Here is an 18,128-nt window from a genome sequence, read left to right on the forward strand (position 1 = left end):
GGCAGTAATGGAAAACATGAGCGTGACCCAGTTTGCCGGCGAACTGAAGATGCCGGCCGCGGCGCTGCTCGAGCAGTTGAAGCGTGCCGGCGTCGACAAATCCGGTCCGACCGATCTGCTGACAGAACAGGACAAGGCGAGACTGCTGGAATACCTGCGCCGTTCGCACGGCGATACCGAGCCCAAGGGCAAGATCACCCTGACCCGCAAGCAGACGACCGAGATCCGCGCCACCGATTCGACCGGCCGCGCGCGTACCGTGCAGGTCGAAGTCCGCAAGAAGCGGACCTTCGTCAAGCGTGACGAAGTCGCCGCGGAGGCCCAGGCCGCCGCCGCTCCGGCACCGGAAGCGCTGGAAGAAGCGCCGCTGGCCGATCTGCCGCCCGTGCAGGCCGAAGCACCGGCGCCCGAGCCGGTGGCCGCAGCCGCCGCGCCGGCTGCGGCAGAGCCTGTACCGGCTGAAGCCGAAGCCCCGGTGGTGGAACAGCCCGTGGTGGCCGAGCCGCCTGCTCCGGAGCCCGCTCCGGCTGCCCAGCCCGAACCGGTCGCTGCCGAGCCTGAGCCCGAGCCGGCGGCCGAGCCCGCTCCGGCCGCCGTGCCGGCGGCATCGGCACCGACGAAAACCACCACCACGCTGGTGCGCTCGAAGCCGCTGCCGATCAACGAGATCCTCAGCGACGAGGAAATCGCCGCACGCAAGCGCGACGAAGAGCGCCTGCGTGCGCTCAGGGAGCGTCAGGCCGCCGATCTCCGTGCCCGCCAGGAACGCGAGGCCGCTGCACGCGCGGCGGCCGATGCGCGCCGTGCCGAGGAAGAAGCGCGTGTCGCTGCCGCATTGAAGAAGCAGGAAGAGCCGGCCAAGCCCGCTGCGGCCAAGCCGGGCAGCGGTACGCTGCACCGTCCGGCCAAGGCCGACGACAAGCCGGGTGCCAAGGATGCCAAGCGCGGTGCGCCTGGCCGCGATGCTGCCGATGGCGGCAAGCGCCGCGGCGGCCTGAAGACCCGCGGCGAAGTGGGCTCGGGCGGCAACAACTGGCGTGGCGCCGGCAAGGGCGGCGGCCGCCATGGCCGCCACCAGAGCGACGAACGCAGCAATTTCCAGGCACCGAGCGAGCCGATCGTGCGTGAAGTGCACGTGCCCGAGACCATCACCGTGGCCGATCTCGCCCACAAGATGGCGGTGAAGGCCACCGAAGTGATCAAGGTGCTGATGAAGATGGGCACCATGGTCACGATCAACCAGGTGCTCGACCAGGATACGGCGATGATCATCGTCGAGGAAATGGGCCATACCGCGCTGGCGGCCAAGCTGGACGATCCGGACGCCTTCCTCGACGAGCACGACGAGCACAAGGACGTCGAGCTGCTGCCGCGTGCGCCGGTGGTCACCGTCATGGGCCACGTCGACCACGGCAAGACCTCGCTGCTCGACTACATCCGCCGCGCCAAGGTGGCGTCGGGCGAATTCGGCGGCATCACCCAGCACATCGGCGCCTATCACGTCGAGACTTCGCGCGGCGTCGTCACCTTCCTCGACACGCCGGGCCACGAGGCCTTCACGGCGATGCGTGCGCGCGGCGCGAAGGCGACCGACATCGTCATCCTGGTGGTGGCGGCGGACGACGGCGTGATGCCGCAGACGCGCGAAGCCATCCACCACGCCCAGGCTGCCGGCGTGCCGCTGGTGGTGGCGATCAACAAGATCGACAAACCCGAAGCCAACCCCGAGCGGGTCAAGCAGGAACTGATTGCCGAGAGCGTGGTGCCGGAAGAGTACGGCGGCGACGTGATCTTCGTGCCGGTGTCGGCGAAGAAGGGCACGGGCGTCGACGAACTGCTCGAAGCCGTGCTGCTGCAGGCCGAAGTGCTGGAGCTGACCGCAGCGATCGATGCACCGGCCAAGGGCCTGATCATCGAAGCCCGCCTCGACAAGGGGCGCGGCCCGGTGGCTTCGCTGCTGGTGCAGTCCGGCACCCTGCGCAAGGGCGACGTGCTGCTGGCTGGTGCCACCTTCGGCCGCATCCGCGCGATGCTGGACGAGAACGGCAAGCAGATCGAGGAAGCCGGCCCGTCTATCCCGGTCGAGATCCTCGGCCTGTCGGACGTGCCGTCCGCCGGCGACGAGGCGATCGCGCTGGCCGACGAGCGCAAGGCGCGCGAGATCGCGCTGTTCCGCCAGGGCAAGTTCCGCGACGTCAAGCTGGCCAAGCAGCAGGCCGCCAAGCTCGAGACCCTGATGGAGCAGATGGCCGACGGCGAGGTCAAGAGCCTGCCACTGATCATCAAGGCCGACGTGCAGGGTTCGCAGGAAGCCTTGGTGCAGTCGCTGCTCAAGCTCTCCACCGACGAAGTGCGGGTCAACGTCATCCACGCCGCGGTGGGCGCGATCTCCGAATCCGACGTCAACCTGGCGCAGGCCTCGGGCGCGGTCATCCTCGGCTTCAGCATCCGTGCCGATGCCGGCGCGCGCAAGCTGGCCGAAACCTTCGGCGTCGATATCCGCTACTACAACATCATCTACGACGCGGTCGATGAGGTGAAGGCGGCGCTGTCCGGCATGCTGGCGCCCGAGAAGCGCGAGGAAGTCATCGGCATGGTCGAGATCCGCCAGGTGTTCACGATCTCCAGGGTCGGTTCGATCGCCGGCTGCTACGTGCTCGAAGGCATGGTCAAGCGCGGTTCGCACGTTCGCCTGCTGCGCAACCACACGGTGTTGTGGACCGGCGAGCTCGAATCGCTCAAGCGCTTCAAGGACGACGTCAAGGAAGTCAAGTTCGGCTACGAGTGCGGCCTGCAGCTCAAGAACTACAACGACATCCAGGAAGGCGACCAGCTCGAGGTGTTCGAGATCAAGGAAGTGGCGAGGACGCTGTAAGCGATGCCCAAGGAGTATTCCCGCAGCCAGCGCGTGGTGGAGCAGATCCGCCGCGAGCTGGCCGAGCTGATCCGGCTCGAAGTCAAGGATCCGCGCGTCGGCTTCATCACGCTGACCGACGTCGAGATCACGCCCGACTACGCCCACGCCAAGGTGTTCTTCACCTCGATGACGGGCGAGGCGGACGTGCCCGAAATCCTCAAGGGCCTGCGCCGGGCCGGCGGCTTCCTGCGCCGCGAGCTCGGCCGCCGCATCCGCATCCACACCATTCCCGAGCTGCATTTCCACTACGACCGCTCGGTGGAAGAAGGCTCGCGCCTGTCCCGGCTGATCGACGAAGTGGTGCGCGAGGACGAAGCGCGCAGCCAGGACGGCGACAAAGGCAAGGATGGCGGTGACGGTACGGATGGCAGCCGCGCCGCGGACGATGACGGCAAGGCCGGCGGCTGAGATGCAGGAGCTTGCGGCGCGTCCGCGCCGGCCGAAGCAGGTGCAGCGCAAGATCGTCCGCGCCATCGTCGATGGCGTGCTGCTGCTCGACAAGCCTCGGGGCATGAGTTCGAACGGCGCGCTGCAGACGGCGCGCCGCCTGCTCAACGCCGCCAAGGCCGGCCATACCGGCACGCTCGACCCGATGGCCAGCGGCCTGCTGCCGCTGACCTTCGGCGAGGCGACCAAGTTCTCGCAGATGCTGCTCGACGCCGACAAGACCTACGAAGCCGTCGTCCAGCTGGGTATCGAGACCGACAGCGGCGACGCCGAAGGGGCGGTGCTGGCGAGCCGGCCGGTGGCCGTCGAGCGGGCGCAGCTCGACGCCGTGCTCGAGAACTTCCGCGGCGACATCGAGCAGGTGCCGCCGATGTATTCGGCGCTGAAGCGCGACGGCAAGGCCTTGTACGAGTATGCGCGGGCGGGGATCGAGATCGAGCGCGAAGCGCGCAAGGTACGGATCCATGCGCTCGAACTGCTCGATTTCGCCGCTACCCGCTTCAGCATCCGCGTGGCCTGCAGCAAGGGCACCTACATCCGCAGCCTGGCGATGGACATCGGTTCGGCGCTGGGTTGCGGCGCGCATCTGTGCGCCCTGCGCCGCACCCGCATCGGCGCCTTCGACGTCGCCGATGCGCTGACGCTGGAAGCGCTGGAAGCGCAGCCGGCCGAAGCCCGCGCCGGCCTGCTGGCACCGGCCGATACGCTGGTGGCCGCATATCCGGCCTGCCATCTCGACGCCGAGCAGGCGCGCGGGCTGCTGCAGGGCAGGGTGCTGGCGCTGGGTGATGCTGGCACCGAAGGGCTCGCCGTGGGCCTGGTACGCGTCTACGGCCCGCAGGGCTTCCTCGGCCTGGGGCAGTGGCAGCTGGGCGGCAAGCTGGCGGCACGCCGGCTGATCGCCACCGGGGCGGATGCGCCTGGCGCATCTGCATGATTATCGATTGAGTTTCTGGCGCGGCTTTGGGTATAATCCTCCGCTTCTGATTGGCAGAAAAACACGAGTAAAGACACACATGGCTCTTGATACCGCATCCAAGTCGAAGATCGTCTCCGACTTCCAGCGCGCCCAGGGCGACACCGGTTCGCCGGAAGTCCAGGTTGCGCTCCTGACCGCCCGCATCAACGGGCTCGCCCCCCACTTCAAGGCCCACGGCAAGGATCACCACTCCCGCCGCGGCCTGCTGAAGATGGTCAGCCAGCGCCGCAAGCTGCTGGACTACCTGAAGGGCCGCAACGCCGAAAGCTATCGCAACCTGATCGAGCGTCTGGGCCTGCGCAAGTAATTGCGTCCATGACCAGCCCGACAGCGCCCGCCAGGGCGAGGTAAGCGACAAAGCCGGTGCGTGCCTCCGCGGCACCGCCGGCTTTGTGCCGTTTGCGGCACCGCAAACACCGGCTGGTTCTCCCGCGGCAGGATGCTTCCATCCGCAGCCGCCCGCAGTTGTGGTTCGCTGCATTCATCGTTAAAGGAATTCCCTTGCTGAACGCTATCAAGAAAACTTTTGCCTACGGCGCGCACACCGTCACTCTGGAAACCGGCGAGATCGCTCGCCAGGCCGGCGGCGCCGTCATCGTGAACATGGACGAGACCGTGGTGCTGGCCACCGTGGTGGCCGCCAAGGAAGCGCGCCCGGGCCAGGACTTCTTCCCGCTCACCGTCGACTACGTCGAGAAGTTCTATGCCGCGGGCCGCATCCCCGGCGGCTTCTTCAAGCGCGAAGGCCGCCCGAGCGAGAAGGAAATCCTCACCTCGCGCCTGATCGACCGCCCGATCCGCCCGCTTTTCCCCGAAGGCTTCATGAACGAAGTCCAGGTGATCGTGACCGTGCTGTCGCTGAACCCCGAAATCGACGCCGACATCCCGGCGATGATCGGCGCCTCCGCCGCGCTGGCGATCTCGGGCATTCCGTTCGACGGCCCGATCGGTGCCGCCCGCGTCGGCTATGCCGACGGCCAGTACATCCTGAACCCGACCGCGACCGAGCTGCAGACCAGCCAGATGAACCTGGTGGTCGCCGGTACCCAGGCCGCCGTGCTGATGGTCGAGTCCGAAGCGCAGGAGCTGCCCGAGCAGGTCATGCTGGGCGCGGTCGTGTTCGGCCACGAGCAGATGCAGAACGCGATCAAGGCCATCAACGAACTGGTCGAAGTCGCCGGCAAGCCCGAATGGGACTGGCAGGCAGCGGCGGGCAACGACGCGCTGATCGCCCGCGTCACCGAACTGGCCAAGGCCGACATGGAAGAAGCCTTCCGCATCACCAGCAAGCAGGAGCGCTCGGCCCGCCTAGGCGAGATCCGCAAGCGCGTGGCGGCGGCGCTGAGCGAAGGCGTCGACAACCCGCCGGCGGCCACCGAGCTGAAGGACATCTTCTTCAACATCGAATCGGGCATCGTCCGCAGCCGCATCCTGAACGGCGAGCCGCGCATCGACGGCCGCGACACCCGCACCGTGCGTCCGATCACGATCCGCACCGGCGTGCTGCCGCGCACCCACGGTTCGGCGCTGTTCACCCGAGGCGAGACCCAGGCGCTGGTCGTCGCCACGCTGGGCACCGGCCGCGACGAGCAGATCATCGACGCCATCGCCGGCGAGTACAAGGAGCGCTTCCTGCTCCACTACAACTTCCCGCCCTTCTGCACCGGCGAAACCGGCCGCTTCGGCGTCACCAAGCGCCGCGAAGTGGGTCACGGCCGCCTGGCCAAGCGCTCGCTGGTGGCGATGCTGCCGAAGGCCGAGGACTTCTCCTACACCGTGCGCGTGGTGTCCGAGATCACCGAGTCCAACGGTTCGTCGTCGATGGCTTCGGTCTGCGGCGGCTCGCTGGCGATGATGGATGCCGGCGTGCCGTTGAAGGACCACGTCGCCGGCATCGCCATGGGCCTGATCAAGGAAGGCAACCGTTTCGCCGTGCTGACCGACATCCTGGGCGACGAGGACCACCTCGGCGACATGGACTTCAAGGTCGCGGGCACCGAGAACGGCATCACCGGCCTGCAGATGGACATCAAGATCCAGGGCATCACCAAGGACATCATGCAGGTCGCGCTGGACCAGGCCAAGTCCGGCCGCCTGCACATCCTCGGCATCATGAAGGAATCGCTGGGCGCTTCGCGCGGCGAGGTGTCCGAATACGCGCCGCGCATGATCAACATGAAGATCAACCCCGAGAAGATCCGCGACGTGATCGGCAAGGGCGGCGCGGTGATCCGTGGCCTGCAGGAAGAAACCGGCACCGTGATCGAGATCGAGGACGACGGCCAGATCACGATCTCGTCGGTCAGCGCCGAAGGCGCCCAGGCGGCGAAGGCGAAGATCGAGGCGATCACCGCCGAAGTCGAAGTCGGCAAGGTCTACGAAGGTCCGGTCGTGCGCCTGCTCGACTTCGGCGCCATCGTCAACATCATGCCGGGCCGCGACGGCCTGCTGCACGTGTCGCAGATCGCCAACGAGCGCGTCAACAACGTCTCCGACTACGTCAAGGAAGGCCAGGTGGTGCGCGTGAAGGTGCTGGAGACCGACGAGCGCGGCAAGATCCGCCTGAGCATGAAGGCGCTGCTGAACGAGAACGCCGGCTGAGGATAGGCTGGCGGCGCGCAGCGGATTCCGGTCCGCTGCGGTGCACGCTCCAACGAAAAAGGACGCCACGGCGTCCTTTTTCGTTGTTGCAGCGGTTGGTGTTTACCTGGCGACCTGGCGTTCGCGCATTTCTTCCAGGGTCTTGCAGTCGATGCACAGCGTGGCGGTCGGACGGGCCTCCAGGCGCTTCAGGCCGATTTCCACGCCGCAGCTGTCGCAGTAGCCGTACTCGCCGTCATTGAGTCGCCCGAGGGCTTCGTCGATCTTCTTGATCAGCTTGCGCTCGCGGTCACGGTTGCGCAGTTCGAGTGCGATGTCGGATTCCTGGCTGGCGCGGTCGTTGGGGTCGGCGAACACGGTGGCTTCGTCCTGCATCGTGTGCACGGTGCGTTCGATGTCCTCCATCAATTCACCCTTCAGCGAGCCCAGGATTTCGCGGAAGTGGGCGATCTGCTTCTCGCTCATGTATTCCTCGCCAGCGGCGGGAACGTAGGGCGGGAATTGTTTGTGCAGGGTATCGTCAGCCATGAATCTCAACTTCCGTAGGTTGGTGAATGGTAGAGGCGACTTAATAGCAGAATCGGGGGGTGGCAGCAAGCCGACCGGCAGCTGCCGGAATGAAGCTGCGCGCGAAGCCGCGATCGCTCCGGGCCGTCCGGCGCCGGCGAGGCTTGCATGGCGATGAAGGAAGGGCGCGACAGGGGCGCCGAAAAGAAAAAGCCCGGACGCTTGACGGTCCGGGCTGAAATCCACACCTAAGGAGGAGGGTGGAGGAGACGGTTCAGATACTAACTGGATGGATTGTGCGATGCAATAATTCCAAATACAAAAAATTTTATGACCCCAGAAACATTATTTTGTGCGATGCAGCCTGCGTGGCCCGACCTGCGCAGCCCGACCCGGCCTACAGCGACCGGATGTGCTCGAACATCCTGCGGCGGCCGGCCTCGTCCGGCAGGCGGCCGCTTGCCGCACCGAGATTGTCGATGGCGTTGCGTGCCTGGCTGGTCGCCGGTGTGGCCACCGTGACCGCGGGGTGGGAGATCACGTATTTCAGGAAAAACTGGCCCCATGAGGCGATGTCGTATTCGGCCGCCCAGTCCGGCAGCACATGGCCGTCCACCTTCTGCCACAGCCGCGAGCGGCCGAAAGGCTGGTAGGCCAGCACGCCGATGCCGCGCTCCTGCGCCAGCGGGAAGATGCGTTCTTCCATCACCCGGTTGTCGATCGCGTAGTCCACGCCGATGAAGTTCAGCGGCTCGCTGCGCATGATGCGTTCCAGCTCCTCGTACTGGCCCGGGAAGGTGGTCGTCACGCCGATGTAGCGTACGCGCCCGGCGTCGCGGTACTCCTTGAGCAGGCCGAGCTGGGTGGGCACGTCGCCCAGGTTGTGCACATTGATCAGATCCATCTGCTCCTTTCCCAGCCGCGCCAGCGACTGCTCGATCTGGGCGCGGGCCGCGGCCGGATCGGCCTTGCCGCCGCCGCGCCCGGCCACGTTCACCTTGGTGGCCCAGAACAGCTTCCGGTTCAGCCCGGTCTCCTGGGCGATCCTGGCGGCCACTTCCTCGGCGGCGCCGTAGCTGGGTGCAGTATCGAAAACCGTGCCGCCTTCGCGCACGAAGGCTTCCAGCACCTCGCGCACTTGCTCGACCTTGCCTTCGCCGGCAATGCGGGAGAAAGATGCCGAACTGCCCAGGCCGACGGCCGGCAACTGCTCGCTGGTGCCGGGAATCGTTCGCGTGATCAGGCTGCGCTTGCCCTCGGCAGCCATCAGCAACCGGGGATGGGTGGCCAGGGCCAGGCCCGCAGCGGCGGAAAGCTTGAGGCAGTCTCGTCGTGTGATCATGGTGTTGGACTCCTTGTCGTGGAAGGTTCTCCCGGCGCTGCGGCCGGGACTGGAGGAAGGCTTGCTTCGCGTTCCGCGGCCAGGCGCTGCTGGGCGCGTCCCAGCCACAGCCCCAGTGCCGCCCAGGCCAGCGCCAGCGGAATCGCCACGCTCGCCAGGCCGGCCAGGCCCATGCCCAGCCGCCCGAGCAGACCCTCGACCTGGGCGCCGGCCACGTCGCCGCCGCGGTAGCCGAAAGTGTCGATGAAGGCCTTCGACTTGTACTTGTCCTCGCGGCTGACGACCGTGTACAGCGTCTCGCGTGCCGGCCGCGTCAGCGCGCGCTGCACGGCGCGAAACGTCGCTTCGAACACGATCAGCGCCGCCAGCGTGCCGACGATGGCCAGGCCGACGAAGCCCAGCACCACCGTCAGCGGCAGCAGCATCAGCGTCAGGTGGACGCCGAAGCGTTCCATGACACGGCCGGCGATCAGCGCCTGCAGCACCAGCGTCGTGAGCTGGGTGATCAGGTCGATGCGGGCGAACAGCGCCGTGCGCTGGTCCATGTCGCCGCCGAGCGCCGCCACCATCTGCAGGCGGGTGAAGTAGAGCAGGGTGGCGACCACCGCCATGATGATCACGTAGACCGCGATGCCGAGCAGGTAGCGCGAGGCGAACACCGCTTTCAGTCCCTGCCATGCGCTGCCGCCGATGATCGCATGTTCCGGCCGTTCCGCCTGCCCGGAGCCGTCTGCGCCGTCACTTGCGGCCCCGGATCGTTGGCTGCGCGCTACCGCCCATGCCGCGCCCAGCGCCAGCATCAGGAAGCCGGCCGACACCAGCAGCAGCGCCGGCGTGCCGAGAGGGCGCGCCAGCACCGAAGCCAGCCAGGGGCCGAAGATCGCGCCCAGCGTGCCCCCCACCGAAATCAGCGCGAAAAAGCGCTTGCTCTGCTCCAGCGTGAAGCGGTCCGCCATCAGCGCCCAGAACAGCATCGTCGCGAACAGGTTGAAGACGCTGAACCAGACGTAGAACACCTGCCCGCTGGTGATGCCGACCGCTTCCGGCGCCAGTACCAGCAGCAGATGGAAGCCGACCAGGCTCAGCGCGAAGAAGACATAGGTCGCGGCGATGAACGTCAGCCGCGGCAGGCGGCTGACCAGCCAGCCGAACACCGGATTGGCCAGCAGCGTCACCAGCGCAGTGCCCATGAACAACCAGCGCACCGCCTCGATGCCGCGCTGCATGCCCAGCGCGTCGCGCGCCGGGCGCAGCACCATCAGGGCGGTCAGCACGCAGAAGAAGAACAGGCCGGCCAGCAGCACCGGTACGGCTTCGTCGCGGCGAAGCTTGAAAAGTGCGCCAAGGCGCGTTTGCTTGAGCGAAGTTGTCATCGAGGCCGGCTCCGGGCAGACGGAACGATGTGCATGAGGAATGCCTGTGGAGGGATGGCTGCCGGCAGGTATGAGCGATTGTGCTGGAGGTGCCGAATCGGGGAGACAGCGGGAACGATCCAATGTTCCGGCGAAATCGGCGCCCTGCCGCGGAAAGCATTCCACCACGCAAGCACCGTGATCCGGCAACTGCGCGAGATTGTCGCACTGTGCGAACAGGAGGGGGATTTCGTCACGCGCGAGAAGCTGATGCCCCTGCTGCTCGATACCGAGGAAAACCACATTCGCTGGCTCGAACAGCAACTGCGCCTGATCGGCATGGTCGGCATGCCGAATTACCTGCAATGTCAAATGAAACTGGGAACGGCGGGGTGACCAGGGTGGCCAGAACGCCTTTGATCTCGCGACGGCTTCGATCAGCAGATGAGGATGCAATCTTCAGCGGATTCGATGGCAGGTTCGCGTGAATGCATCAATGCCCGTTTTCATAATAAGGTCATTTGAAAGACTTATGAAGCAAGGGTTTTTTCTTCTCTCGGCCCGGAATGGGCGAATGCGGCCTGAACCGGGTCTTGAGATCTGGTGTTTCGAAGATTAGTTTGTTAGTTTTCTGCAGCTCACCAAAGTCGGCAATGCTGCGCCGATACGTGGGGGGCCATATATTGCGAGGAATGGCTGTAGATAAATGTTCAAGGATGTTGTTGTTCTTACGTAAGGATCGATCCTTTGCAGTCCGGCAGCACGCCCAATCTGATATCTTTAGTCGGATGTATCCGCTCAGCCCTCCGGCACATCATGTCTGCGGCCCTGCGTTTCGGTCTTCGAAGCAAGGCTGCCATCCTTTTGGGTACGCTGGCCGTTGTACTGTTGATTGCCGCCTTCGCTACCAGCTGGATCTTCATTGAACTGACCCGCGAAAGCTACGGGGGTAACGTGGTTCGAAATCATGTGCTCCTGAGCAAGGCGCAATTCATGCTGCCTGTTGCCCGAGAGTTGGCCTTGTCGAAGAAGCTTGCGGATAGCGATGTAACCCGCCGGTTCCTGCGCGACGAAGGCAACGGGATTGATAAGGATGCGTTCTTTGTCGAAGCAGAGTCGTTCAGGCGCCTGTTCGGTGAGCATGTTCTGTTTGTCGGCGCAGCAGAAACCCGGCATTTCTACCTCAATGACAACGATCTGGCGTTCTCGGCGAATCCGCGCGGCACCATGCGGCGGGACGTGGCGGCTGACGCGTGGTTCTTTGCCAGTATCGCAAGACGAACACCTTATAACTTCAACATCAACACCAATCAGCAAGTGGGCGCCACGAAGGTCTGGATCAACGTTCTCGTAACGGATTCAGACGGCACGCCACTTGGGTTTGTCGGCACTGGCTATGATCTGGCACACTTCCTGCAACGTTTTGCCCGTCGCGAGACGTCCGGGGGGACTTCAATGCTGATAGCAGGCAATGGCGCGATTCAGGCCCACCCCGATCCCGAACAGATTGAACACCAGGCCATAACGGATAAGGTACCGACGCACACCCTGTTCAAGCTGCTGTCGGGACTGAATGACCAGCAGCGGGTGTCCGCGGCAATGCAGTTGCTACGTAACAATCAAAGCGACGTGGAGACATTGGACGTTGTGCTCGAGGGCAGGCGCCAGTTGCTGGGTATTACGTGGTTGCCCGAGCTGGACTGGTTCGTCGTTAGCGCAGTGGAAGCCCATACAGGAGCGTTCGCTGATTCCAATCTCCTGCTGGGGGCCTTGTCGGTGCTCGGTGGTCTGCTGGTTCTGGCGATGGTTTTGATGTACTACGGTGCTCACTTTCTGGTCCTCAAACCGCTTCTTGCCTTGAGCCAGGGAGTGCAGGAGATGGAGCGGGGTCAGTACGACATCAAGCTGCAACTGTATCGACACGACGAGATCGGCGAACTGGCCGGAGCGTTCAATCGCATGGCGAGGCGGGTCCGGCACCATACGGAGAACCTGGAAGCCGTTGTGAAAGAACGGACGAGAGCATTGACGGAGGTACTGACACGTCAGCAGGACAACATACATTGTGCCCGGATGATTCAAGATGCCATGTTGCAACAGGCAGCCTTGGCCGAAGTCAGCCACGGCAAGTTCCTGGTGCTATGGCGACCCAAGGATATTGTCAGCGGCGACTTGTATCTCTTCCATCGCGATTCGGACGGTTGGCTGATCGGGCTCATCGATTGTGCAGGTCATGGCGTAACCGGCGCAATGATGACCATGGTAGCGCATGGTGCTTTCCAGGCTGCTATTGACCGCGTAGGCAGTCACGATCCAGCAGCAATCCTCAATATGATGAACAAGATCGTGCGTGCGCCATTTGCCGAACAACTGGCCAGTCGCCAACGTGTTCCCACCAGCATGGAGGCAGCTTTGGTTCGCATCGATCCGGCTCAGGCCAGCCTCATCTACTCTGGCGCGGGCATTGGGCTCTTCTGCGTCGCCAGTGACGGATCAGTCAGGGTTCATAAGGGCTCTAAACGCGCTTTGGGCGGAAAGCGCCAGGAGATTTACCAGAACCTGGCCTTGCCGGCACTCGGACTGGACTGCTATCTGACTTCGGATGGCGCACTGGATCAGATCGGGGGGGAGAGGCGTTATGGATTCGGTGCCAGCCGCTTTGTTGAACTGCTAGGGGTGCTCCATACACTGCCATGGCCGGCTCGAAATACAGCTCTCGTTTCGTGCCTGAGTAACTGGCAGGGAGGGGAGACACAACTTGACGATATCTGTGTGATCGGGTTCTCGGCCTTGCCGAACGTTGGGATACCCGCTTGCGACCACGCCAACCACGCACCCATAACTGATGAATAGACGACACGATGCACCCACAAAATCTCCTTTTACTGCGTAACCTGTTCGAGCAGCACTACATCCTGCTGGCGTTCAACGGATTGTTTTCCGCTTCGTTGATCGAAGAGATTGGATTGGCATTGCGGAAACACCTCGAGGCATTGTCAGCCACTCCAACGGAAGTGACGGATGTGTTCACCATCTATATTGAGCTTACGCAGAACATCCGCCATTACTCGAAAAAAAAGGGGCTTTCCGATGAGCGTGCCAGCGGAACGATAACGATCTCCCGTGAGCAGAATCGTTACATCATCAATGCGGGGAACGTGGTGGAGATGGCTGATGGCGAAGAGTTATTCCGGCGTATTCATGAGTTAGCGCGTCTTGACAAGCTCGAACTCAAGGCGCTGTGGAAGAATCAGATGCGTCAGCCGCGCGCTCCCGGCGCCAGCACTGGGGCAGGTCTGGGACTGATCGATATGGCGCGCAAGGCTAGCCAACCGTTGGTCGCATCTTTCAACCGGCTTGACGAAAATTGGGGCTTCTTCAGCCTGCAGGTCATTCTTTGAAGATCATTAAACGTATGCAGGACATCCATCTACCTGGAACCACCTCAACTCCATCGATCCAGACCGACTGGCAGTCGGGACGCGTCAGTCTGTGTGGTGACTCTTATCCGGAAGATGCGTTCGAGTTCTTTGAACCGCTTCTCAACTGGATTAACGGCTATGTAGCAATTTCGGAGTCACCGCTGATACTTGAGCTCTCGCTTCTCTATATAAATACGAGCAGCATCCGTATGCTGATGGATCTCTTTGATGACATGGAATCGGCTCATCGAGCTGGTAAGAAGGTCAGCTTGATTTGGTATTACGATGCCGAGAACGAGCGCGTGGCCGAACTGGCCGAAGAGTTTCGGGAGGACTGTACTTTCCCTTTCGTGGTCCTCAAGCGGCAGAGCTAAGCGTGATGGCAGATATGCAGGAACTTGAAGTGGATATCGATGGGCTCCTGGCCGATCCGGCATGGCAGGGGCACCCGCTCCATCATGCATTAGGCGTATTGATGGAGAGGCATCGCGATCTGCTTCGCCAGCTGGAACGAATCACGCACATTGCCGATCGCTATCAAGGGGCCGAGCATGAGCGTGGCATGTCATACTGCCAACGCTACGAGAAACAGCTGCACCAACTTGAACGCCTGCTACGCATCAGCGACCGCTATCAGCAAATCATGCGCCGCCAGCATGAAGAACTGCGCCAACAGTCCACGCACGATCCGCTGACAGGCTTGTATAACCGCCGCTACATGCAAAGGCGCCTTCACGAAGAGGCGCTGAAGCTGGGTCGTCATCAAGACCAGCTCTTCTCGGTTGTACTGGCAGATATTGATCATTTCAAGGCCGTCAACGATACATTCGGCCACAATACTGGCGATGCGGTGCTGATGGAGGTTGCCCGGCGCTTCGTCTTGAATATACGAAAGTATGATGTTTGCGGACGTTGGGGCGGAGAAGAGTTTCTTCTATTGCTGCCGTCAACCACCGAAGCCCAGGCATACCGGGTGTGCGAAAATCTCCGCCGTGTGATTTCGGAGACCCAGTACCGTGGCACGGATGGACAATCCCTCGCCGTCAGCATGAGCTTCGGCTATGGCTCCTGCCGTGCGGTAGAGGATCTCGAGAACACCTTGAAGAAAGCCGATTCAGCCCTGTATGACGCGAAGCGCACAGGCCGAAATCGTGTTTCCCCCGTGATTGAAGATGAGGTTGGTACCATATAGGCGCCAGTGGATCTTCAGGCCGCCGATCAGGAGGGACTCGCTTGTGTGCATCCTTGTCGGCTCCGCAAGTGGATCCTCCATGTCAGAGTTCAAGCGCCGGCGCAATTGCAGCAGCGCTTGACTGTTCTTTTTTTAAACGAGGTGAATAATGAAGAAACTTGTTGCGTTCGGCATCCTTGCCCTCTCTCTGGTCGGCACGGTCTCCGCCCAGGTCAAACCCGAGGATCAGATAAAATATCGGCAAGCCGGTTATAGCTTTATGGCCTGGAACATGGGCAAGATCAAAGCCAGCCTGGATGGTGAATTCAACGTTCAACAGGTTCAGGCGGCGGCCAGCGCGGTTGCTGCCATCGCTGGTTCGGGGATGGGGGCCCTTTACGGCCCAGGGACTGAGAGCGACATTGGTGATCGCAAAACGCGCGTGAAGCCTGAAGCGTTTCAGAATATGGCGGATCTCGGCAAGCTCGCCACCGATTTCAATGCCGCTGCCGCGAACCTGGCGGACGCCGCCGCAAAGGGCGACAAAGCAGCCGTGCAAAAGGCATTTGGTGAAACAGGAGCCACCTGCAAGGCCTGTCACGATAAGTACCGGCTCGACTGAGTTTTCGAGAGCCATCGCGATTGCCGGCCCCGATCGGGGCGATCGCTGCGTCATCTTCCAGGTCAAGGCGCTGGGCGACTCACCCAGGGGGGCGCGCAACGCTTTCGATCGGGGCAGGCGGTGCAGGCCGGAGGATCGTATGCTTGCTTCAACCTTCCAACCGGCCGGACAGGAAGAACGGGATCAGGTCTGGATTGCCGCAGGCACCGGCGTGACACCATTCTCGCGCCTGGCCGGAGGCCTTGCAGGGGGATTACCGCCTGCTTGCGGCGTCCTCCAGCTCAGTTTGCACAAGCGCTTGCAGTGCCTCCACGCTTAGAGCAGCAAGAGGCCGGCCGTTTACGAAGAAGCTCGGAGTCGCATGTATATCAAGATTTCTCGCGTCCTCCAGATCCGTGCGAAGCGTTTCATTGATTGATTCCGAGTAGAGTTCGCCCTTTGCCTTGTCAATGTCAAGGCCTGCCATCTCAGCCGCTCGCCATGCGGCGGCCATCGCCGGATCTTGCCGCCACTCAGGCTGGGTCTCGAGAACCGCAGCGAGAACCGCGTCGTACAGCCCTTGGGATCTCGCTGATTCGATGATCCGTGCGGCGTATTCTCCTTGCTCGTCGAAAACGACGTAGCGATACACCAATCGAATGTCTTCAGGGGCCCGGTCGACGATTTCCTTGACGTAGGGGTGAATGAATGCACAGGTGCTGCATGAAGGGGAGAAAAACTCGACAATGGAGACTCTGGCGTCCTCAGGCCCGATCGCATGTGAATGCGATCGCTCCAGCGCGCTCCCCGGAGGCTCCTTTGTGTTGGAGGTGCCTGACGACAACATATGGAACGTTGCCGTGGCGATGAGAAACACAGCGCTTACTGCAAATGCAGTGGCTAGCAGCATTCGTCTCCTGGTCATGAGTGATCCTTTATGGAAACAGTTGTGAGCAGCGCAGTCATGGATAGGAACGATGCGAGAGAAAGCAAGGGTAGGGGAATGCCCATGACTTGCATGCTACGGTCGGTGCATGAGGGGCCCATGGTGCGTGCCACTTCAATCACCTCGGGAAGGGCGCTGAGATATGTCGTCGTGTGCACCAGTGCCAATACGGAACCAGCCACTGCGAGCGGCAACGCATAGATCCATGCAGTTGCGTCATCGCGGAAATTTGCGATCCCGAGGATGACAGCCAATGGAAACATCGCAATGCGCTGATACCAGCAAAGATCACACGGAGGCTGCCCCATGATCTCGCCGAGAAACACCGCGGTGGCAGTCGAGATCAGGGCGATGAGCCACGCGAGGAAAAGATAGGTCAGTTTATCCGCTCGATTCGACGGCATTGGTTCATCCTGTCTTGCCGAATGCATGGTCAAAGGTTCGCGCCTCACCGGAAAATAGGGTCAGTCTGCGAAGAACCTCTTCCACTCCCCCATCCTCAACAGGGCGCGGCACTCGTTGCGGTTCAGCCGGTTCCCGAGAAACTGACCGCGGTTGTATGCACGGTCTCGGCCAGTCAGTGCAACCAGTTTCTCCTTTCCAGAAAAATTATCTACTTCCTTGGCGACACGAAGTCGGGCCAGGCCGTACCGCACACTTTTCTCATCGTATCGTTCTTCACAATACTTCATTGCGCCTGAGAACGCGCCCAAACGGTATGCTGGATTGCGATCGTCTGCGAGAACGGATGCTGGCATGGCAAAGGCCATGAGCAAAAGCGATGCGACCATGCGATAGTGGATTGTTTTTCTGATGCAGAGAGCCATCTGTATGTCCTGATCGTGTTGAATTAAGTTAGGGAGCGAGGTCGACTACTAGCCTCGATACGGATCCGGCACCTGTCGGATGATGCCTAGCGTCATCTCGGCGTCGATCTCAGCCTCCAATCTTGTGAGGAGGTGCAGTTGCTTGGTAGTCAAATGAGGGGCAAGGTCCCGGAGCAAGCGCCTCCTGGCTTCGATCCGCTTTGAATCGAGAGAAAGCGATCCGCAGATCATCTTCAATGGAGTGCCGGCTTGGTCAAAGTCGTTATTGAACTGGTCAGCGTAATTTTCGAGGATTCGTAGTTGGGCCGAGCGTAATAGAGCGACGGTGTCGATGTATTCCCGGTACGCCGCGTCGAAGGGGGCGCTCTTTTCGGAGGAGAGCTCTATGCGGCTGCGAACCAGCTCCATGCGGCGCCGATCAAGCGTCGAGAACTGATCTCGAATGCGCGCAATCTCATCGGACTCGTTCGATTCCGGCGGTGAGGAGGGCGGCGAAGCATGTGCAGAAGCCGAGATCAGGATCACGCATAGAAGATGGAGTGCGACTTTTCCCATGATGGATTCGAATGTGGCGTCAGTGTCGAGGATTGGCCGTTGAGAAGAGATTCCGGATTGGATCGAGGCTGTGGTTCCATTGCCAACCGGGAGGACGGCACAGAGGATAATCGCTTGAAAGTAATTTTAGTCTGGCATCGGCCCAAATTGAGACGGCTCATAAATGAATCTATGCACGTATTGATGGACTGAATTTTGATTGCAGGGAAATCCCAGAGGGAGGCGTTCGATCTGGCTGGAAAGGCGGGGCGGTTTGATTGCGCAGAATGTCGGGACCTTCGATCATGGCTATTGACGGGCCCAAAATGGGCCGGAAGGCTGCATATCGGGCCGGGAAGTGTTTATTCTTCCGGTTCGACGAATTCGTGCGACTGCGATGAGCGTGAAATGACTGAGCGCTCATCGTTGCTGCCGGTTAACCGGCATGGCGTGGAACCTTGCAATTTGTCATGTGTTGCGAA

18 protein-coding genes are annotated in these 18,128 nt (G+C 62.1%); 11 read left to right on the top strand and 7 right to left on the bottom strand.

Translation table 11 applies throughout. From position 1 onward, the window contains the following. Positions 1–7: 7 nt before the first annotated feature. From infB to pnp, 5 genes are all read left to right on the top strand, one after another. Positions 8–2,875 (top strand): translation initiation factor IF-2, encoded by a 2,868-nt coding sequence (infB, locus tag TBU01S_RS16560; protein ID WP_068638141.1) that lies wholly within the window; start codon positions 8–10, stop codon positions 2,873–2,875. A gap of 3 nt (positions 2,876–2,878) precedes the next feature. Beyond that, positions 2,879–3,325 (top strand): 30S ribosome-binding factor RbfA, encoded by a 447-nt coding sequence (rbfA, locus tag TBU01S_RS16565; RefSeq protein ID WP_068638142.1) that lies wholly within the window; start codon positions 2,879–2,881, stop codon positions 3,323–3,325. A 1-nt stretch (position 3,326) separates the two neighbouring features. Continuing rightward, entirely contained in the window at positions 3,327–4,301 is a 975-nt protein-coding gene (gene truB, locus TBU01S_RS16570; protein WP_245650950.1) for a tRNA pseudouridine(55) synthase TruB, read from the top strand. A 79-nt stretch (positions 4,302–4,380) separates the two neighbouring features. Further along, positions 4,381–4,650, top strand: coding sequence for a 30S ribosomal protein S15 (gene rpsO / locus TBU01S_RS16575; RefSeq protein ID WP_068638143.1), 270 nt, complete (start codon positions 4,381–4,383; stop codon positions 4,648–4,650). Between the two features lie 194 nt (positions 4,651–4,844). Further along, the gene (gene pnp / locus TBU01S_RS16580) at positions 4,845–6,944 is read left to right on the top strand and encodes a polyribonucleotide nucleotidyltransferase (protein WP_068638144.1); all 2,100 of its coding nucleotides are present in this window, start codon (positions 4,845–4,847) and stop codon (positions 6,942–6,944) included. A gap of 102 nt (positions 6,945–7,046) precedes the next feature. Here pnp and dksA read toward each other — a convergent pair whose 3' ends face one another. From dksA to TBU01S_RS16595, 3 genes are all read right to left on the bottom strand, one after another. Further along, positions 7,047–7,472 (bottom strand): RNA polymerase-binding protein DksA, encoded by a 426-nt coding sequence (gene dksA, locus TBU01S_RS16585; RefSeq protein ID WP_068638146.1) that lies wholly within the window; start codon positions 7,470–7,472, stop codon positions 7,047–7,049. A 376-nt stretch (positions 7,473–7,848) separates the two neighbouring features. Beyond that, the gene (locus TBU01S_RS16590; protein ID WP_068638148.1) at positions 7,849–8,793 is read right to left on the bottom strand and encodes an aldo/keto reductase; all 945 of its coding nucleotides are present in this window, start codon (positions 8,791–8,793) and stop codon (positions 7,849–7,851) included. Next, on the bottom strand, positions 8,790–10,166 hold the full coding sequence (locus TBU01S_RS16595) for an NTP/NDP exchange transporter (RefSeq protein ID WP_068638150.1): 1,377 nt from the start codon (positions 10,164–10,166) through the stop codon (positions 8,790–8,792). The genes TBU01S_RS16590 and TBU01S_RS16595 overlap by 4 nt, the downstream gene beginning before the upstream one ends. Before the next feature lie 54 nt (positions 10,167–10,220). Between TBU01S_RS16595 and TBU01S_RS25005 the strand changes: the two genes are divergently transcribed. The 6 genes from TBU01S_RS25005 (at position 10,221) to TBU01S_RS16625 (ending at position 15,360) form a co-directional block, all read left to right on the top strand. Beyond that, complete coding sequence (locus TBU01S_RS25005; RefSeq protein WP_281178459.1) at positions 10,221–10,541, top strand: ferritin-like domain-containing protein; 321 nt, start codon at positions 10,221–10,223, stop codon at positions 10,539–10,541. Between the two features lie 420 nt (positions 10,542–10,961). Then, positions 10,962–12,998, top strand: a complete 2,037-nt coding sequence (locus tag TBU01S_RS16605) for a SpoIIE family protein phosphatase (RefSeq protein ID WP_157659180.1) — start codon at positions 10,962–10,964, stop codon at positions 12,996–12,998. Between the two features lie 8 nt (positions 12,999–13,006). Continuing rightward, complete coding sequence (gene siaB / locus TBU01S_RS16610; protein WP_068638154.1) at positions 13,007–13,546, top strand: biofilm regulation protein kinase SiaB; 540 nt, start codon at positions 13,007–13,009, stop codon at positions 13,544–13,546. A 14-nt stretch (positions 13,547–13,560) separates the two neighbouring features. Next, on the top strand, positions 13,561–13,941 hold the full coding sequence (gene siaC / locus TBU01S_RS16615; RefSeq protein ID WP_068638156.1) for a biofilm regulation phosphoprotein SiaC: 381 nt from the start codon (positions 13,561–13,563) through the stop codon (positions 13,939–13,941). Positions 13,942–13,946: 5 nt separating this feature from the next. Then, positions 13,947–14,759: a biofilm regulation diguanylate cyclase SiaD gene (gene siaD / locus TBU01S_RS16620; RefSeq protein ID WP_157659181.1), complete on the top strand. Its 813-nt coding sequence runs from the start codon at positions 13,947–13,949 to the stop codon at positions 14,757–14,759. 148 nt (positions 14,760–14,907) lie between these two features. Then, positions 14,908–15,360, top strand: coding sequence for a c-type cytochrome (locus TBU01S_RS16625; protein WP_068638160.1), 453 nt, complete (start codon positions 14,908–14,910; stop codon positions 15,358–15,360). A gap of 253 nt (positions 15,361–15,613) precedes the next feature. On the opposite strand, the gene TBU01S_RS16630 is transcribed toward TBU01S_RS16625, so the two are convergent. Genes TBU01S_RS16630 through TBU01S_RS16645 form a run of 4 tightly spaced genes read right to left on the bottom strand, consistent with a single transcriptional unit; the run spans position 15,614 to position 17,667 of the window. After that, on the bottom strand, positions 15,614–16,249 hold the full coding sequence (locus TBU01S_RS16630) for a DsbA family protein (protein ID WP_068638162.1): 636 nt from the start codon (positions 16,247–16,249) through the stop codon (positions 15,614–15,616). A gap of 11 nt (positions 16,250–16,260) precedes the next feature. Continuing rightward, a complete protein-coding gene (locus TBU01S_RS16635; protein WP_174524548.1) occupies positions 16,261–16,689 on the bottom strand; it encodes a disulfide bond formation protein B in 429 nt (142 codons plus the stop codon). A 60-nt stretch (positions 16,690–16,749) separates the two neighbouring features. Then, positions 16,750–17,112: a hypothetical protein gene (locus TBU01S_RS16640; RefSeq protein WP_068638169.1), complete on the bottom strand. Its 363-nt coding sequence runs from the start codon at positions 17,110–17,112 to the stop codon at positions 16,750–16,752. Positions 17,113–17,160: 48 nt separating this feature from the next. Further along, positions 17,161–17,667 carry a hypothetical protein gene (locus TBU01S_RS16645; protein ID WP_157659182.1) on the bottom strand — a complete coding sequence of 169 codons (507 nt, stop codon included), beginning with the start codon at positions 17,665–17,667 and terminating at the stop codon, positions 17,161–17,163. Positions 17,668–18,128: the final 461 nt, after the last annotated feature.

This window comes from Thauera butanivorans NBRC 103042 (genome assembly GCF_001591165.1).
Classification (GTDB): Bacteria; Pseudomonadota; Gammaproteobacteria; order Burkholderiales; family Rhodocyclaceae; genus Thauera; species Thauera butanivorans.

Excerpts from the sequence above, each read along its gene's own strand:
- infB (WP_068638141.1), top strand. The coding sequence starts at position 8 with ATGGAAAACATGAGCGTGACCCAGTTTGCCGGCGAACTGAAGATGCCG.
- rbfA (WP_068638142.1), top strand. The coding sequence starts at position 2,879 with ATGCCCAAGGAGTATTCCCGCAGCCAGCGCGTGGTGGAGCAGATCCGC.
- truB (WP_245650950.1), top strand. The coding sequence starts at position 3,327 with ATGCAGGAGCTTGCGGCGCGTCCGCGCCGGCCGAAGCAGGTGCAGCGC.
- rpsO (WP_068638143.1), top strand. The coding sequence starts at position 4,381 with ATGGCTCTTGATACCGCATCCAAGTCGAAGATCGTCTCCGACTTCCAG.
- dksA (WP_068638146.1), bottom strand. The coding sequence starts at position 7,472 with ATGGCTGACGATACCCTGCACAAACAATTCCCGCCCTACGTTCCCGCC.
- TBU01S_RS16590 (WP_068638148.1), bottom strand. The coding sequence starts at position 8,793 with ATGATCACACGACGAGACTGCCTCAAGCTTTCCGCCGCTGCGGGCCTG.
- TBU01S_RS16595 (WP_068638150.1), bottom strand. The coding sequence starts at position 10,166 with ATGACAACTTCGCTCAAGCAAACGCGCCTTGGCGCACTTTTCAAGCTT.
- TBU01S_RS25005 (WP_281178459.1), top strand. The coding sequence starts at position 10,221 with ATGGCTGCCGGCAGGTATGAGCGATTGTGCTGGAGGTGCCGAATCGGG.
- TBU01S_RS16605 (WP_157659180.1), top strand. The coding sequence starts at position 10,962 with ATGTCTGCGGCCCTGCGTTTCGGTCTTCGAAGCAAGGCTGCCATCCTT.
- siaB (WP_068638154.1), top strand. The coding sequence starts at position 13,007 with ATGCACCCACAAAATCTCCTTTTACTGCGTAACCTGTTCGAGCAGCAC.
- siaC (WP_068638156.1), top strand. The coding sequence starts at position 13,561 with ATGCAGGACATCCATCTACCTGGAACCACCTCAACTCCATCGATCCAG.
- siaD (WP_157659181.1), top strand. The coding sequence starts at position 13,947 with ATGGCAGATATGCAGGAACTTGAAGTGGATATCGATGGGCTCCTGGCC.
- TBU01S_RS16625 (WP_068638160.1), top strand. The coding sequence starts at position 14,908 with ATGAAGAAACTTGTTGCGTTCGGCATCCTTGCCCTCTCTCTGGTCGGC.
- TBU01S_RS16630 (WP_068638162.1), bottom strand. The coding sequence starts at position 16,249 with ATGCTGCTAGCCACTGCATTTGCAGTAAGCGCTGTGTTTCTCATCGCC.
- TBU01S_RS16635 (WP_174524548.1), bottom strand. The coding sequence starts at position 16,689 with ATGCCGTCGAATCGAGCGGATAAACTGACCTATCTTTTCCTCGCGTGG.
- TBU01S_RS16640 (WP_068638169.1), bottom strand. The coding sequence starts at position 17,112 with ATGGCTCTCTGCATCAGAAAAACAATCCACTATCGCATGGTCGCATCG.
- TBU01S_RS16645 (WP_157659182.1), bottom strand. The coding sequence starts at position 17,667 with ATGGGAAAAGTCGCACTCCATCTTCTATGCGTGATCCTGATCTCGGCT.